This is a genomic window from Paraburkholderia fungorum (assembly GCF_046027215.1).
GTDB classification, from domain to species: domain Bacteria; phylum Pseudomonadota; class Gammaproteobacteria; order Burkholderiales; family Burkholderiaceae; genus Paraburkholderia; species Paraburkholderia fungorum_D.
The window spans coordinates 2,926,651-2,942,304 of the sequence record NZ_JAQQEN010000001.1 but is presented as its reverse complement, the minus strand read 5'-3'; the positions used below and the strand labels follow the sequence as shown (position 1 = coordinate 2,942,304).

15 protein-coding genes are annotated in these 15,654 nt (G+C 62.5%); 9 read left to right on the top strand and 6 right to left on the bottom strand.

Going from position 1 to position 15,654, the window contains the following annotated elements; genetic code table 11:
* The first annotated feature begins 3 nt into the window (after positions 1–3).
* Together PQR27_RS13020 and PQR27_RS13015 are read left to right on the top strand one after the other, a co-directional pair.
* On the top strand, positions 4–1,683 hold the full coding sequence (locus PQR27_RS13020) for a glycerol-3-phosphate dehydrogenase/oxidase (RefSeq protein ID WP_408524049.1): 1,680 nt from the start codon (positions 4–6) through the stop codon (positions 1,681–1,683).
* Positions 1,680–3,233, top strand: coding sequence for an FAD-binding oxidoreductase (locus tag PQR27_RS13015; RefSeq protein ID WP_408524048.1), 1,554 nt, complete (start codon positions 1,680–1,682; stop codon positions 3,231–3,233). The genes PQR27_RS13020 and PQR27_RS13015 overlap by 4 nt, the downstream gene beginning before the upstream one ends.
* An 84-nt stretch (positions 3,234–3,317) precedes the next feature.
* Here PQR27_RS13015 and PQR27_RS13010 read toward each other — a convergent pair whose 3' ends face one another.
* Both PQR27_RS13010 and PQR27_RS13005 read right to left on the bottom strand, forming a co-directional pair.
* Positions 3,318–3,818, bottom strand: a complete 501-nt coding sequence (locus tag PQR27_RS13010) for a universal stress protein (RefSeq protein WP_408524047.1) — start codon at positions 3,816–3,818, stop codon at positions 3,318–3,320.
* 114 nt (positions 3,819–3,932) lie between these two features.
* On the bottom strand, positions 3,933–4,490 hold the full coding sequence (locus PQR27_RS13005) for a glycine zipper domain-containing protein (protein WP_408524046.1): 558 nt from the start codon (positions 4,488–4,490) through the stop codon (positions 3,933–3,935).
* A 159-nt stretch (positions 4,491–4,649) separates the two neighbouring features.
* Here PQR27_RS13005 and PQR27_RS13000 point away from each other — a divergent pair, with 159 nt between their 5' ends.
* Positions 4,650–5,048 carry a hypothetical protein gene (locus tag PQR27_RS13000; protein ID WP_408524045.1) on the top strand — a complete coding sequence of 133 codons (399 nt, stop codon included), beginning with the start codon at positions 4,650–4,652 and terminating at the stop codon, positions 5,046–5,048.
* Between the two features lie 29 nt (positions 5,049–5,077).
* On the opposite strand, the gene PQR27_RS12995 is transcribed toward PQR27_RS13000, so the two are convergent.
* Positions 5,078–6,250: a hypothetical protein gene (locus PQR27_RS12995; RefSeq protein ID WP_408524044.1), complete on the bottom strand. Its 1,173-nt coding sequence runs from the start codon at positions 6,248–6,250 to the stop codon at positions 5,078–5,080.
* 281 nt (positions 6,251–6,531) lie between these two features.
* Between PQR27_RS12995 and PQR27_RS12990 the strand changes: the two genes are divergently transcribed.
* From PQR27_RS12990 to PQR27_RS12975, 4 genes are all read left to right on the top strand, one after another.
* Positions 6,532–7,425, top strand: coding sequence for an amidohydrolase family protein (locus PQR27_RS12990; protein WP_408525481.1), 894 nt, complete (start codon positions 6,532–6,534; stop codon positions 7,423–7,425).
* A gap of 306 nt (positions 7,426–7,731) precedes the next feature.
* Positions 7,732–8,460, top strand: a complete 729-nt coding sequence (locus PQR27_RS12985; protein ID WP_408524043.1) for a response regulator transcription factor — start codon at positions 7,732–7,734, stop codon at positions 8,458–8,460.
* 128 nt (positions 8,461–8,588) lie between these two features.
* Positions 8,589–10,130: a class I adenylate-forming enzyme family protein gene (locus tag PQR27_RS12980; RefSeq protein ID WP_408524042.1), complete on the top strand. Its 1,542-nt coding sequence runs from the start codon at positions 8,589–8,591 to the stop codon at positions 10,128–10,130.
* Between the two features lie 290 nt (positions 10,131–10,420).
* Positions 10,421–10,885, top strand: coding sequence for a GNAT family N-acetyltransferase (locus tag PQR27_RS12975; protein ID WP_408524041.1), 465 nt, complete (start codon positions 10,421–10,423; stop codon positions 10,883–10,885).
* 103 nt (positions 10,886–10,988) lie between these two features.
* On the opposite strand, the gene PQR27_RS12970 is transcribed toward PQR27_RS12975, so the two are convergent.
* Entirely contained in the window at positions 10,989–11,870 is an 882-nt protein-coding gene (locus PQR27_RS12970) for an AraC family transcriptional regulator (RefSeq protein WP_408524040.1), read from the bottom strand.
* Between the two features lie 131 nt (positions 11,871–12,001).
* Here PQR27_RS12970 and rraA point away from each other — a divergent pair, with 131 nt between their 5' ends.
* Entirely contained in the window at positions 12,002–12,496 is a 495-nt protein-coding gene (gene rraA, locus PQR27_RS12965) for a ribonuclease E activity regulator RraA (RefSeq protein ID WP_408524039.1), read from the top strand.
* A 52-nt stretch (positions 12,497–12,548) separates the two neighbouring features.
* Positions 12,549–12,950 (top strand): gamma-glutamylcyclotransferase family protein, encoded by a 402-nt coding sequence (locus PQR27_RS12960; protein WP_408524038.1) that lies wholly within the window; start codon positions 12,549–12,551, stop codon positions 12,948–12,950.
* A 157-nt stretch (positions 12,951–13,107) separates the two neighbouring features.
* Here PQR27_RS12960 and aceB read toward each other — a convergent pair whose 3' ends face one another.
* Both aceB and PQR27_RS12950 read right to left on the bottom strand, forming a co-directional pair.
* Positions 13,108–14,709, bottom strand: coding sequence for a malate synthase A (gene aceB, locus PQR27_RS12955; protein WP_408524037.1), 1,602 nt, complete (start codon positions 14,707–14,709; stop codon positions 13,108–13,110).
* 85 nt (positions 14,710–14,794) lie between these two features.
* On the bottom strand, positions 14,795–15,610 hold the full coding sequence (locus PQR27_RS12950; protein ID WP_408524036.1) for a haloacid dehalogenase type II: 816 nt from the start codon (positions 15,608–15,610) through the stop codon (positions 14,795–14,797).
* Positions 15,611–15,654: the final 44 nt, after the last annotated feature.

The window sequence follows — 15,654 nt, the reverse complement described above, 5'->3', positions numbered from 1 at the left end:
TACATGTTGTTTATTCCATCCAGAAAGACCTCGAAAGAACGCGCCGAGATGACCGGCACCGAGCCTTTGCGCATGGTGCGCGCCGAGCAGCTCGACCGGCTCGCCAGCGAGGCATTCGATATCGTGATCGTGGGGGGCGGCGTCACCGGCGCGTATGCGGCACTCGACGCGAGCCTGCGCGGCTATCGCGTGGCGCTGCTGGAAAAGAACGATTTCGCCTCGGGCACATCGTCGAAGTCGTCGAAGATGGTGCACGGCGGCTTGCGTTATATCGAGCAGGGCAATCTCGGACTGGTACGTCACTCGCTGCTGGAGCGGCAGCGTCTACGGCGAAATGCCCGGCATCTGGTGCAACGCCTGCCATTTCTGTTTCCCGTCATGGAGAAGGACGGCGTGTTCGACAAGCGCGTCGCCAAGGCCTTCGAGAGTCTGCTCTGGGCCTATGACATCGCCGGTGGCTGGCGCGAAGGCATCCTGCACCAGAAGCTGAGCAAGGCCGAAGTTCTGTCGCACTGCCCAACGTTCAATGAAGAGAACCTCACCGGCGGCTTCATGTATTTCGACGCCCGCGTGGACGACGCGCGCCTCACGCTGAATCTCGCCCGCACGGCGGCGTTTCATGGTGCGTGCGCCCTGAATCATGCGAAAGCCATCGAAATCACGCGCAATGGGCATGGCAGTGTCGACGGCGTCATCGTGCAGGCGGACCAGCGCGAAATACGTGTGCGTGCGGGCGTGGTGATCATGGCCACCGGCGTGTGGCTGCGCGACTGGACCGGCCGCAAGAAGGACGACCCGGCGGCGTTGCAGATTCGTCCCGCGAAAGGCGTGCACGTCGCGATTCCATGGCTGAAGGTTCGCAACGACTGCACGGTGACGATTCCCGTGCCGGGCCGCAGCCGTCGCGCGACCATCACGCGCTGGGGCAACGTCTCCTATCTCGGCACCACCGACGAAGACTACCGCGGCAACCTCGATGACGTGTGCTGCACGCGCCAGGAACTCGACTTCCTGATTGAAGGCGCGCGTTCCGCCCTGAAAACCGATTTGCGGGCCGAAGACGCGGTGGGCAGCATCGCCGGTTGCCGGCCGCTGGTCGGGCCGCCCGGCGGAAAGACGCTGGAAATGAAGCGCAATCATGAGATCCATATTGCGCCCGACGGCCTTGTCACGATCGTCGGCGGCAAGCTGACGACCTCGCGGCACATGGCCGAACAGACCATCGACGCCGCGCAAAAGGTGATCGGCAAGCGCGCGAAATGCCGCACGAAGTCCGCGTATCTGCTCGGCGCGGCGGGTTACGACTCGCAGGCGATCGTCGCGTCGGGTGGTTTGTCGGCGCAACTGGGCGAGCGCTACGGCACGGAGGCGCGTTTCGTCACCGACATTCTGGAAAGCGATGCGAGCTTGCTGAAGCCGATCGTCGAAGGCCTGCCGTACACCGAAGCCGAAGTCCTTTACGCCGTCAGACACGAACTCGCGTGCAGCGTCGACGACGTGCTGTCGCGCCGCATCCGCGCACGTCTGATGGCGCGCGATGCTTCGGCGCGCGCCGCCGCGCGCGTCGGCGAAATTTTACAGACGGAGCTCGGCTTGTCCGGGGCAGTCGTCGCCAGCCAGGTGAGCGACTACGTCGCCGCCGTCGAACATGAAAAGTCCGTTCTTATGGGAGAAACCGAATGATCAGCAAGGAAGCCGTCAAGCGTGGCTACAACCGTGGCAACTATGTGGTCGGCGCGCATACGCCACCGGCTTATGCGGCGGCGCTCAAGGACACGACGGGGCAGGCCGGTCTGCAACGCGATCCGGTCAAGGTGAGCGCGCAACAGATCGACGCGCTGCGCGCCGTAGCCGATGACGTGCTCACGCTCGCCCCGGACGTGGTGGCCTGGACGCGCGACTGGTGGGCCGGTTCGATGATGACTGAAACCGCCGGCAAGCCGGCCACCCCGCATGCGGTGATCGTGCGCGTGTCCAAGGTGGAACAGATTCAGGCGGTCATGCGCATCGCCAACGCGGCGTCGATCCCAGTGACCGTCTCCGCGGGCCGCAGCAACGTGACGGGAGCGGCCCTGCCGGTGCGCGGCGGGATCGTGCTGGACGTGTGCGAGCTGAATCGATTGATCGGCTTCGACAAGGAAAGCCAGATCGTGGAAGTCGAAGCGGGCATGTTCGGCGACATCTTCGAAGAAACGATTCAGCGCGACTACGGCATGACGATGGGCCACTGGCCGTCGTCGTATGCGATCAGCACGGTCGGCGGGTGGGTGGCGTGCCGCGGCGCGGGGCAACTGTCGACGCGCTACGGCAAGATCGAGGATATGGTGTTCGGCATGGACGTGGTGCTCGCCGACGGCAGTCTCGTCAGCGTGGGCGGTTATTCGCGCGCGGCGCTCGGCCCGGATCTGCAGCAGCTGTTCGTCGGCTCGGAGGGTACGCTCGGCGTGATCGTGCGCGTGCGTTTGAAGCTGCATCGCCTGCCGGACTACGGCCGTGCGATTGCTTATGGCTTTAAGACATTTGCGATCGGCCTCGAAGCGTGCCGCCAGATCATGCAGCGCGGCGCGAATCCGGCCGCCTTGCGTCTGTACGACGAACTCGAAAGCGGCGTGCAGTTCGGGCTGCCGGAATCGAACGTCCTGCTGGTCGCCGACGAAGGCGCGCGCGAAATCGTCGAAGCAGTGCTCACGATCAGCGAACGCGTCTGCGCGGAACTGGGCGAGCGCCTCGACGATAAGGTCATCTTCGAGAAGTGGCTCGACACGCGCTACCTCACGGGGAAGAGCGCGGAAGGTTTCAAGCGCAGCCCGGGCTTTGTGGCCGACACGCTGGAAATGGCGGGGCCGTGGAAAGACCTGCCGGGCATCTATACGGACGTGGTCAATGCGATCAACGCGGTGCCCGGCACGCTCGCCGGTTCGGCGCACCAGTCGCACGCGTATGTGGACGGCGCATGCCTTTACTTCTCGCTACGCGGCGAAGTCGAAGTGGAGAATCGCGCGAAGTGGTACCGCGCCGCGTGGGATGCCGCGAACGCCGTGCTCATCAAATACAACGCAGCGTTGAGCCACCATCATGGTGTCGGCTTGTTGCGCGCGCCGTATATGAGCGAATCGCTCGGTAGCGCATTTCCCGTTCTACAGGCCGTCAAGCGCACGCTCGACCCGAAGAACATTCTCAACCCCGGCAAACTTGGCCTGAGTGACGCGCAGGCTCAGGACGCGCAGCGGTAATCACACGGATTGGCCACCTGGGGCGCGCGCCACGCGCCCCGATTCCATTCGTACCGCTTCAGTCCGTGGCAGGCAGGTCCATCTTTACCGGACGGCAGATACATCAACGCAACGTGCGCCGGCACGACGCGAAGACCTCATGTCGGTCCTGTCCGCCGCGATCTGGATGGGCTTGCTGGAACAGCGCACCACGTCCAATGCCACGTCTTCACTCAACCAGCGCCACCGGAACGCACTCCGTTGGCCGAGAAGGATCAGGTCTGCACCCGTCTCGTCGGCAACGCTAGCAATCGCGGCACCCATTGTCATCCCGGAGGTTGGCAGCGTCAGCATGCGGACTTCCGCTGGATGCGTCTGACTGGCCAGCACGTTCCGGACGTGCGTGACCACTGTGCGTCCATGTGCCTTCATTTCGTCGACGATCAGGCCATAGTTGCAGTCGACGCCTCTCAGATAACAGTGCCGTGGATCGATGACATGCAGCGCGACAATTTGTGCGTCGTGCTTGCGTGCGGCTTCAATGGCAGATGCCAGGACAATGTCGGCAGAATTTGCACTGACGGCGACGAGAATCTTCGTGAACATTCTGAGTACCCCTAATAAAGTAGGGAAGTAAGCTACGACAGCAGGCTTTTGCTACTCGTGATCCATCGCCGCATCAGCACGTGGTAGAGCGAGGAGAGAAATTAGCCGGGGCGATCAATAAGACCAGTAGCCGTAGCGTTGCGGGTAGCCGTAAACGACGGCGGCCGGTGCGTACGCGACAGGCGGTGGGGCATAGACCGGTGCCGTGGTGTAGACGGACGGTGGGGAAATATTGTTGCCCTTCGAGGCCATGCATTGCGCGTAGGCGGCGTCGTAGCGCGCCTGCAGACTGGCTGAATTGGCTTGCGCGTGGTTGGCACCGACGGCGCCGCCAAACAGCAGGCCCACGCCCGCACCGATCGCGGCGCCCACGCCGGCGTCGCCTGCCGCGGCGCCGAGCAGGGCACCCGCGGCCGCGCCACCCGCTGTTCCGATCGCAGTGCTGCCGACGCCGTCCGGAAGGGCGCTATGTGCCGGCGCATTGGCATTGTCCGAGCGGAATGCGTAGTCGCGGCATGCGTAGTCTTCCTGCTGGAACACGCTTAGCGGTTTGCCATGCGGCGGCAATGCGACGACGGACGGGCCAGTCGGCGGAATGACCGCGCAGCCGGTGAAGGCAATGGTGATCAAGCCTAGGGGCAAGGCGATGCGTGTGATTCTTGAGAGCTTCATGACGTTGGTGTCCTCTGATCCGATGAGGCCATCATGAACACGCATAGTTAGCACTGAATTAGTTGTCTTGCTTCCCGTCGGCTCGCAAGCGTAATTTCCGCCTAAGTTTCGCCGGTTAATCTAGACATCATTTTCTGATTTCACAACAAGGGAAAAATCATGATTCGCAGATGCGCCGCTATTCTGACTGCAGTGAGCATGAGCGTGCTGATGGCCGCGTGCGCCACACCCGTGGAGCGAGCGAATCAGAAGAATGATCTGCTGGCCGCGGCGGGCTTCCATATCGTCCCGGTGACCACCGACCAGCAACGCCTGCAATTGCAGACCTTGCCACCGAATCGGGTCGTCCAGAAAGTCAAGGACGGTAAGGCCGTGTTTGTCTACGCGGACCCTTATGCGTGCGGCTGCCTGTATATCGGCGACGAAACCGCATGGGACAACTACAAACGCGAGCAAATCCAGCAGAGCCTCATCACTCAGGAGCGCATGAACGCTGAAATGAATGAAAACGCGGCCTGGAACTGGAGCATGTGGGGACCGGGATGGTGGGCGTACTGATCTTTCAGGCCGCATCACCGCACGGGTGATCACAGCGCGGCAGGTAGCATCGCGGAACTGATTGCGAGGATGCGTTCAAGATCGCGCAGGTTGCTGGTGTTGGTTTTCCGCAGGATGGCCTTGACCTGGCTGCGGATCGTCTCAGGCGATACACGCCTTATCCTTGCAACGTCCTCGGCAGTCGCACCTCCGCCAAACGAGAGCGCGACTGCCGCTTCGGCTTTTGTGAGTCCGTAGAGGTCGCACATCAGGCCGGGGTCGGGCAATGAAGTGTGGCTCAAGTGGCGCGCAACGATCATCGCGGTGCCCGGCTGGATGCGGCAGCCGGTTCCGGGGCCGGAGAGGAAGTGGGTCATTGCCGGAGAGACGAGGACGGCGAGCGAAGCCTGGCTCGCTGGTTCGTCGCGCCGATTGCGCATCCGTAGCGCACATCCGGAACTTCCATTGGCGACTGCGGCGACGAGCTGACTCAATCTTGCATGATCCTCGGGGTGGCGTGCCGCAAGTACTGTATTTCCCAGGCCCGGGTCCGGGCCGGTCCGGCTCACGGTGATGCCGCAGCCCTCGTTCGTGAGTGCAACTGCTGCGGCGTTTGCGTGTTTGACGCGCATATTCCCGTCCACAACGATCACGGCAATCGAAAGGGCATCCAACGCGCCGGCGCCGAGCCTGGAGGTATCCGGCTCGAATCGGTTCCGCAACTGAAGCGCGCGTTGCAAGTGTGGCATGAGCGATTGCAGCGTGCGCCGGTCGCGCTCTTCGAACGATCCCGCCGCGGCATCGCGCGTAAACGAGATCGTTGTGGCCGTTTCCGCGTCCAGCAATCCGCCAATCATGTGCCGGAAACCAGCATGGCGTCCGAAGTCGTTATAGAACTCGCTGTTCAGAAACTCAGTATCTGGCACGATATCTTCGCCGCGCACAACCCGCCCAACGATGGCGCTACCGTCGCGAATCCCGTTTTTCGCTTCCACGCGCCAAGGGGAGATTTCCCGGTAGTAATGGCGAAGCCGCTCGTCATACGTGCCGGGCTCCAGAAAGACATTACATTTTGTCCCGCTCGCATCCGCAACGATCAGGCTGGCTTGCTGCGCCCCTGTGAGTGCGTAAATGTGGCGCGCGACCTCGGGCCAGGTTGCGCCCTCAGCCAGGGCGGCCGCGTAGATAAGGTCAATAAGATCCGCAAGCTCGGACTGTGGCACCTTGCCCCCGTCGGCCGGAAGTGGGAATTCCGAAGGGAAATGACATCCCGGTAGTCAGACTATTCTAATCAATTCAACGGATATCGTCTGATGTGCGGCACTGCAAGACGATAACGCGATGGACGACGGGCTGGGTGCGTCCGCCCTTAACGGGGATCTAATTCTGCGAGGGAATAATGCATGGACTGGCGCGGAGCGTATTGGTTTGCGGCCCGGGTTTGCGGACCGGTTGAGCGCGCCGTTCGGCGCAACCCGTCAAAGCCAACAGTCAAGTGTGTTCCATGCCGCTTCAGCAAAAGTTTATCGATGCCCATTTTCGCCAGGAGAGCGATACGCCGACTGCGCCGGAAGCCGTCGAAACGCCTCTGCTGACGCAAGCTGTTCCGGCCGAGTGGGTGAACGGCAAGTGTGTCGAGCACGCTCCCGAACCGGGGTGGGACTACCGTCTCGACGGATTGGTCTGCGCCGGAATCGTCCCTTTCGCTGCTGATGAAGCGAGCGCACAAATACGGCAATGGCAACGGGGGCACGGATTACGCCAGGCTTTCGTCGCTCATGTCGATCTTCTCGATCCAGACATTGAAAAAGCACTGGACTGCTACGTTGGAATCGAACGGATCACCGGCGTGCGTCAATTGATGAGCTGGGATCAGGCGCAGCAGGCACGCCGTCCAGCAAGCCTCAATCTGTTGGCCGACCCGTCGTGGCGAAAACGGCTCGAACTGTTGAAACGCCATGATTTCAGGTGCGGTATTGAAGTCCTTGCCGATCAGTTGCCGGATATGCTCGCCGTCGTTCGGCAATATCCCGGGATCGGTTTCACGATCGAACCGATGGGCTGGCCGCTGAATGGAGATGCCGAACACTACGCCCGATGGAAACGCGGACTCGCTGATCTGGCCGATTGTGACAACGTGCGAGTGGACGTCTCCGCGCTGGAGCGGGTGTTTGGGGTGCGCTGGTCTTTCGAACTCGCAGCGACCTGGATCACCGCCGCCATTGACACGATTGGCGTATCGCGGTGCATGTTCGCCAGCCACATGACGGCTTACGAAGCAGCATCCGGGCTTGCGCCGATGCTTGCGCGCTACGGCCGGCTCATGCAGCAATACTCCGAATCCGAGGCGGATAGCCTGTTTTATCGTGTGGCGGACCTCTGGTACCGCCCGGTGTAAGTGCATCAAATAGAAGTACAACCGCACAACCGCGCGGGCTCGATTCATCCACGAAAATTTGCCGCTTTATCCCCAGTTCTGGTGATGGAAATGGCGGCGGTATTCAGCAGAATTCACTCACGCCAGATTCGCCGCACCGCGAACCCCCCCGTAGTCCTGCTCCAATGAATGAGCGGCGCTGGTTTGGCTTTGTCATCCAGTAGTCCGTTGCAATCAGCGGCCTCTGTCTGTTGCAACACGTTCGAGGCGTGTCCGCGATCGTTATCCGGTTCGGCTCATGCCTCGATCAATGGAGGTCAGGTAATCATGCGGGTTCTTTTGATTGAAGACGATTTGCACACGGGTCAATGCCTGCTTCGCGCATTGAAAGATGCCGGCTATAGCGTCGACTGGGTTCGTGACGGCGAGGCAGGAAGGCGCTCATTCAGCGCCGCTTACTACGCGCTCGTCATGGTGGGGCTCGATTTGCCGGGTGTGGGCAGCATTGACGTGCTGCGAATGATTCGTGCCGCGGGCGACAACGTGCCGGTTCTGATTCTGGCGGCGCGCGAGGACATGGAAACGCGCGTGTGCAGTCTCGACGGCGGCGCTGACGACTGTTTGCTCAAGCCACTGGAAGCGCGGGAAGTACTCGCGCGAATTCGCGCAATATTGCGGCGCAAGGCCGGGCACGCAACGTCTCGCATTGGAGGCTGCGCGTTGGCTCTTGATCTGGAGTCGCGCAAGCTGTATTGCAACGGCGCTGCGTCGGTGCTCTCCGCGCGCGAATTCGCGCTGATGCATGCGTTCCTCGAAAGGCCCGGCGCAATACTGTCGCGCGATCAACTCGAGGACAGGTTATACGGCTGGGGTAAAGAGGTGGAAAGCAATGCGGTCGACGTGCTGATTCACTCGATGCGCAAGAAGTTCGGGCAGTCGTTGATTCGAAATGTACGGGGTCTCGGCTGGACGGTGATGCCTGACGAGCTGGGGGCGGCCGCATTGGCCACACATGCGATCGCGCAACGCGAATTGACGACCTCTCTGGTCAGCTAATCCTGTGCTCATTTTCCGCGCGCATCATGCGTTGAACGGAAGGGCGGGATTGGGTCGCGGGAACGCGCGGGGCCGACGGCCGCACGCGCAGCGAGGCCCGCCACATGACTCAGGAAGGAGGATCGATCATGCCAGGTGTCAGCGACACAACCGAACGGCTCTATGTCGATGCATTGCTCGACCAGCTGGGCACACAGCCTGACAAACCCGTACTGCGCTATCGTCGTACTGACCTTACTGGCGGCGCGCTGCGTAGCTCGATTTTTCGCTACGCTCGTGCGCTCGAAGCACTCGGTATTGGCCGGGGTTGTCTGGTCGCATTGCTCGCGCCCAATTGTCCCGACGCGCTCGCGATCCGCTACGCGGCGAATCTTCTTGGTGCCGCGACGCTGTTCATGCCAGCGCTCGCGAAGCGCGATCAACAGAGCGCGCTGCTTGCCAGAATCCAGCCCACGCTCCTGGTCGTGTTCGGAGAAACCGCACACCTCGTCCCTGAAGGTGTGACGGCGCGCGTCGTGCCAGTGGGTTTCGGCGCCGATACTTTACGGCTCGATCAGCTTGCAGCAGCACATTCGGATCTGCCCTTGCACAGCAGTGCCATGCCCAATGAGCTCGCCGTGATCGTATCGTCCGGTGGCACGACGGGCGTGCCGAAATGCAGCCGGCGCTCGTTCACGGCGTATTCGGCGATGGTCCGGGCAGAGAAGGCTGAAGACAGGCGGCAACTCGTTAATGGCGCGCTCGCGTACATTTCACAAATCCTGGTGGACTCGACGCTGATCGGCGGAGGCACGGTCGTGCTCGAGCGCCAGTACGACCCTGCCGCCACACTCTCGATGATCGAGTCGGAACGCATCACCGACCTGCTTTTAGTCGAACCACAACTTTTCGAAACGATGGATCACCCGGATGCACGCTGGCGCGATCTGTCGTCGTTGCGTTCGATTGCGCACATCGGCGGCTCCGCGCCTGCGATTTTGCGGCAACGCGCCATCAGGCGTTTCGGCCCGGTGCTCAAGCATATGTACGGCGCGAGCGAGGCGGGCCTGGTGAGCATGCTTGCTTCGCCCAGGTACGAGGCAACGGTCAATCTGCCATTCAGCGCGGGGCGCATCGTGGACGGCGTCGAGGTACGCATTCGCGGCGCGGATGGACGGCTCCTGGATGTCGGGGAGATCGGCACCATCGAGACGAAGTCGGCTTTTGTGGCGCAGGGCTACTACAGGCAGCCGGAAGCGGTGTCCAGCAAGTTTCGCAACGGCTGGTGCCTGATGGGGGACACCGGCTTCATTGACGAGGACGGTAATTTGCATGTTCTCGGGCGAGCATCAGATGTGGCTGTGATCGATGGTGTTTTTATCAGTCCGACCAAGATCGAGGAAGTCCTCTGCTGGCTGCCTGATGTGCGCTATGCCGCGGCGTATGCATCAGCAAACGGCTCGGCGGGATATACATGGAATGCGCTGGTTGAGCCATGGGCAGGCAGGCAACTGGAGGTTGCGCGGTGCACGGGCATTCTCCAATCTGTGTTCGGCACTTCCGTTTCGAGGCGGGTGCGCATTGTCGAGGTAGATCGCGTGCCACAAACCGAACAGGGCAAAGTGGACCGCACGGCGATCGAGGCCATTCTCCAGGATGAAAGTCGTTTGCAGATGGCCGCGAACGCATAGGAAAGGCCCGGCGTCTTTTGCGCGTACCAGGTCGGTTCCGTGCATCACAGCGGTTGGATCGGTCAGATGGTGGGCTGAATGGTTAAATAGCCATTGTCCATGGTCAGGGATTAGTCGATAGCGGACAGCCGTCCGCCAGATTCTCAAAAGCCCACTTCTCAGGAAGGGGCTTTTTCATTGCCACGAGGAGGTCTGCCTGGGTATCGTCCGGGTATGCTCGGGACAAACAGCCATTGCCAGCGCGCGCGGCCTGTTTTACCGTTGAGCCGACTTCTCTTCGTCGTTCCGCCATGTTCGATCCAACCGAAGCTCCGTTACCGTTTTATCTGCGTAAGGCCGGCATGGACGATTTCGAGTTTGCCGAGGCGCTGACTCGCAACAACATGGGCGGCTACTATCACCGTCATCATCTGGTCTGGCGTGCCGATCTGTTTCTCGGCAGTTGGCGCGAGTCTGAGAATTTCATTCTCGAAATGGATGGCAAGCCGATTGGCGTGCTGCGCATTACCCAGGAAGGCGATTCCCTGCATATCCGCGACGTGCAGATTGCCGAAGGGCACCGGCGGCTGGGCGCAGGCACGTATCTGCTCGATATGTCGCATCAATGGGCGCGCGAACGCGGGCTGCGTGAATTGCAGTTGCGCGTATTCGTCGACAACCCTGCAGCACGGCTGTATCAGCGCAAGGGCTACAAGCTGACCGGGCCGCGTCTTGCGCAGCTCGGCGCGATCCGGCATCTGGCGCGGCGGGTCTGAGGCATTGCCGCCCGGCGGTGCTGCTCACTGACACCTTGCCGGCCGTGGGCCGCGTTGCCCTATGCGCGGGCTGCGCAAGGCAAGCGCTCGGTGCTCAACCGTTCTACTCATCCGCGCGCGCTCGCGCCGCCTCTTCGTCGACCTCGGCAGCCTCACGCTCGCCATTTTCCGCACGATGCTCAGAGCCGCGCTCGATGAACGCCCGTGGGCTCTCACCGAAGGCCCGCCGGAACATCGCCGAGAATGCGCTTTGACTCTGATAGCCCAGCTCCTGCGCGACCTGCGCGAGCGGCCTGCCCTGGCTCAGAAGCGGAATCGCGCGCGCCAGAATCGCCTGTTGACGCCATTGCGAAAAGCTCACGCCCAATTCCTGACGAAACAGCCGCGCGATCGTGCGCGTGCTGGCGCCCACACTCGAGGCCCACTGTTCGAGCGATTCACCATGCGTCGGGTCGGCGATCACCGCTTCGCACAGCGCGCGCAGGCGCTTCTCGCTGGGCATCGGCACGGATAGCGGTAGCGGCTCCGAGCGCGTCAGTTCGTCGAGCGCGAGCGCGCCCAGCAGTTGTTCGCGAGTCGCCGAGAGGCCGGGTGTATCGAGCGCCGCGATCACTTCGCGCAGCAGATCCGATACTTCGACCACGCGCGGCGTGTCGAGCCCGGGTGGCACTGTGCTTTCGGTGATGTAGAGCGTGCGCAGGAACGCATCTTCGACGGCGATCACTTCGTGCGTCACGTGCGGCGGCACCCAGATTGCCCGCGATGGCGGCACCATCCACGTCGTGCCGGTGGTCGCGACGCGCAGCACGCCGCGCGACGCGTAAGCCACCTGGGCCCACGCGTGCGTATGACGCGCGATGTGCCAGCCAGACGGCATCGGCCGCGAACGCACGCGAATCGGGTGCGAGGGCGTCGGCTGGAACTCAGGCGGAATGTCGGCAAAGTGGACGAGGCTGGACGGGGCTGAGTCGGTGGACGCATGCATGGTGAAGTTCGATCTCAAGGACGAAACTCGAAAGCGTGGAACTCGAAAGCGCTACGGGCTTCCCATTGTAGGTGTTGCATCCGGCGACGTTGCATAATGTCCCGATTGCACCGACCCCCGAGGAGAACCCCATGAGCTTTGCCACCGCGGACTTATGCGACGCGCACGAGGACCAGCTGGCGCTGGGCACATTGCGTGTGCTCGAGCCGGTGTTTCATCTGTTCAGCCGCGCCGAGTGCTTCAGCGGCGAGGCGGTGACGCTGAAAGTGTTCGAGGACAACGCGCTCGTGCGCGCCACACTCGAAGAGAAGGGCGCGGGCCGCGTGCTGGTGGTCGACGGGGGCGGCAGCCTGCGCTGCGCGCTGGTCGGCGGCAACCTCGCGCAGATCGCGGAACAGAACGGCTGGGCGGGTATCGTGCTGAACGGCTGTGTGCGCGATACGCTCGAACTCAATGAAGTCAACGTCGGCGTGGCGGCGTTGGCCACCTGCCCGCGGCGCGGTCAGAAGCTCGGCGTCGGCGAGCGCGACGTGCCCGTGCAATTGCCGGGCGCGATGGTGCGCCCCGGCGAATGGATCTACGCGGATATAGACGGCGTGCTGGTGGCCAGCGCGCCACTGAACTGAAGCGCTACAGCGGTAGCAATCGAAACACACTTTCAAAGGAGAGCAAACGACGATGCAGAACGTCTTTGTATACGGCACGCTGCGCGCCGGTGAGGTGAACGATATCGCCGAGGCCGCGGCGCGGCACGAGATCGCTGAGCCGGATTGGCTCGGCACGGCCACAGTCCGTGGCCACCTGTTCGACTTCGGCTCGTATCCGGGCCTGGTGGTCGATGAAGCAGGCGTCGATGTGAAAGGCGACGTGTACGAAATCGACGATGACCTGGTCGCGGTGCTCGATGAGATCGAGGCGGTCTATCCGGGCGTCGAAGGGCGGTTCGTCGCGCGCGAGGTCATGGTGAAGGTGAACGACGACGTGGTGAATTGCCGCTTCTATCCCGTCGTGCCCCATGCGGTGAAAGGCCTGCAGGAAATCAAGTCGGGCGACTGGGTCGTGCACCGCAGCACGCGCTAGCCGGGCGCATAAAAAAACGGCCCGGCAAGCAAGCGCCTGTCGGGCCGTCCGGTCGGTCAGCCTTGCGACCCAAGCTGCTTTCACGCCATGCGTGATGGGTGAGAGCGGGCTTGCTACTGCGTCGTCCGTTAGTGATGCATGGGGCGCGCCAGCGGCCTCAGATTTCCTCGTACAGCGGCAGCGTCAGGAAGTCGGTGAACTGTTCCGAGGTCGACATCTCTTCGAAGATCTGCGCGGCGCGATCATACGGCGCGGTATTGCCGCCCACCGCCTGCTTCACCTTGTCGAGCTCCTGCGCGGTCAGCGCGCGCACCAGTTCTGCCGTGACCTTGCGGCCGTCTTCGAGCTTGCCCTTCGGCGAGCGGATCCATTGCCACACTTGCGAGCGTGAGATTTCCGCGGTGGCCGCGTCTTCCATCAGGTTGTGAATCGGCACGCAGCCATTGCCCGTGAGCCACGAACCCAGGTAGTGGATCCCCACGTTGATGTTGTTGCGCAGGCCGCCTTCGGTGATCGGTGCTTCCGGGCGGAAGTCCATCAGGTCGGTGGCGGTGACGAGCACGTCGTCGCGTTGCTTGCCGATCTGGTTCGGCTGGTCGCCGAGCACCTTGACGAACTCTTCCATCGCGATCGGCACGAGGCCCGGGTGCGCGACCCAGCCGCCGTCATAACCGTCGCCGGCGTCACGCGCCTTATCGGAGCGCACACCGCCCATGGCCTTGTCGTTCGCGGCCGGATCGTTCCTGATCGGGATCAGCGCGCTCATGCCGCCGATCGCCGGCGCATTGCGGCGATGGCAGGTCTTCAGCAACAGCAGCGCGTAGGCGCGCATGAAGGGCGCGGTCATGGTGATCTGCGAGCGGTCGGCGAGGCAGAAATCGCGGTCGTTCCTGAACTTCTTGATCGCCGAGAAGATGTAGTCCCAACGGCCGGCGTTCAGGCCCGAGCTATGTTCGCGCAATTCGTACAGGATCTCGTCCATTTCGAACGCGGCGACGATCGTCTCGATCAGCACCGTCGCGCGAATGGTGCCGCGCGGCACGCCGACGGCTTCCTGCGCCGCAACGAAGATGTCGTTCCACAGGCGCGCTTCCAGATGGCTTTCCATCTTCGGCAGATAGAAGTAGGGCGCCGTGCCGCGCGCGACCTGTTCCTTCGCGTTGTGAACCATGAAGAGGGCGAAGTCGAAGATGCCGCCGGACACGCGTTTGCCGTCCACGGTCACATGCTTCTCGTCCAGATGCCAGCCGCGCGGACGCACGATCAGCGTCGCGATCTTGTCATTCAGCGTGTACGACTTGCCGTTCTGTTCGAGCGAAATTGTGCGGCGCACCGCGTCGCGCAGATTGATATGGCCGGTGATCTGGTTATCCCAGCTCGGCGCATTCGAATCTTCGAAATCGGTCATGTACGAGTCCGCGCCCGAATTCAGCGCGTTGATGATCATCTTGCGCTCGACCGGACCAGTGATCTCCACGCGGCGGCATTGCAGGTCCTGCGGCAGCGGCGCGATCTTCCAGTCGGCTTCACGCACGCTTTTCGTCTCGGCGAGGAAGTCGGGGCGTTCACCGGCGTCGAGCCGTTTGGTACGTTGCGCGCGCGCCTGCAGCAATTGCTGACGGCGCGGTTCGAACGTGCGGTGCAGCGCAGCGACGAGTTCGAGTGCTTCGCGTGTGAGGATCGATTCGAAACCCGGCTTGATGTCGGCCGTGATGTTCATGCCTTGCGGCAACTGCGACGATGAAAGCGTGTTCGCCATGTTTTCTCCCTGGTCGGTCAGATTGCAAAGATGCAAATGTTGAAAGTGCGGTTGAGGTGCGTTGCGTGGTCCAGTGCGGTTGCCGTTATGCGCCAGGGCTGTGGCGCGTGCGGCTGCCGCTGGCGCCGCCCTTGCGGGCGGGCGATGGCGAGTGCGAGGACAACGCGGGGGTCTTCAGAAAAGCGAGCAGATCAGTCATGCCTCCGCCCGCGCCATGCGGCGTGACGCCCAGTTCTTCGGCTGGTGCGTTTTGCCGGTTGAGCCAGAAAGTGGTGAAGCCGAACCAGCTGGCGCCCGCAACGTCCCAGCCGTTCGACGACACGAAGACGATCTCGCGCGGCTCTGCGCCGAAGGCTTGCGTGCCGAGCGCGTAAGCGGCGGGCGAGGGTTTGTAGGCGCGCACGGCGTCGACCGATAGAACCCGGTCGAACAGGCCGGTCATGCCGGCGCTCTTCACCGCGATGTCGAGCATCTGCGGATTGCCGTTCGAGAGGATCGCGAGGTTGCGTTGTGCCTGAGGCCCCTTTGCCGTGCGCGCCGCGGGCGTCTCGCGCAACTGGCGCAGTGCGGGCACGGCATCGGGAAAGGCGGAGAGGCACGCGTATTCGTCCATCAGGCGCTTCTCGGCGGCGCGTCCGAGCGTGAGTTGGAGCTTCTTCGCGGCGAAGCGCAGCGCGTCGAGCGTGATCTCCCAAAACGGCCGGTAGCGTGCGCCCGCCGGGTCGGCGAGGGTACGCAACTGCGTGTATTCGATCTGTTTTTGCCGCCACAACTGCGACAGCGCATCGCCGTGGCCCGGGAACATCTGCTCCGCGGCAGCGATCACCGAATGCACGTCGAAAAGCGTGCCGTAGGCGTCGAAAATCACTGCTTTAGGGGAGAGTGTCGTTGTGGCCGACATTGCCGTGCACTCCTATCAGAGGTCAGGACGGATTGTATTAGTGG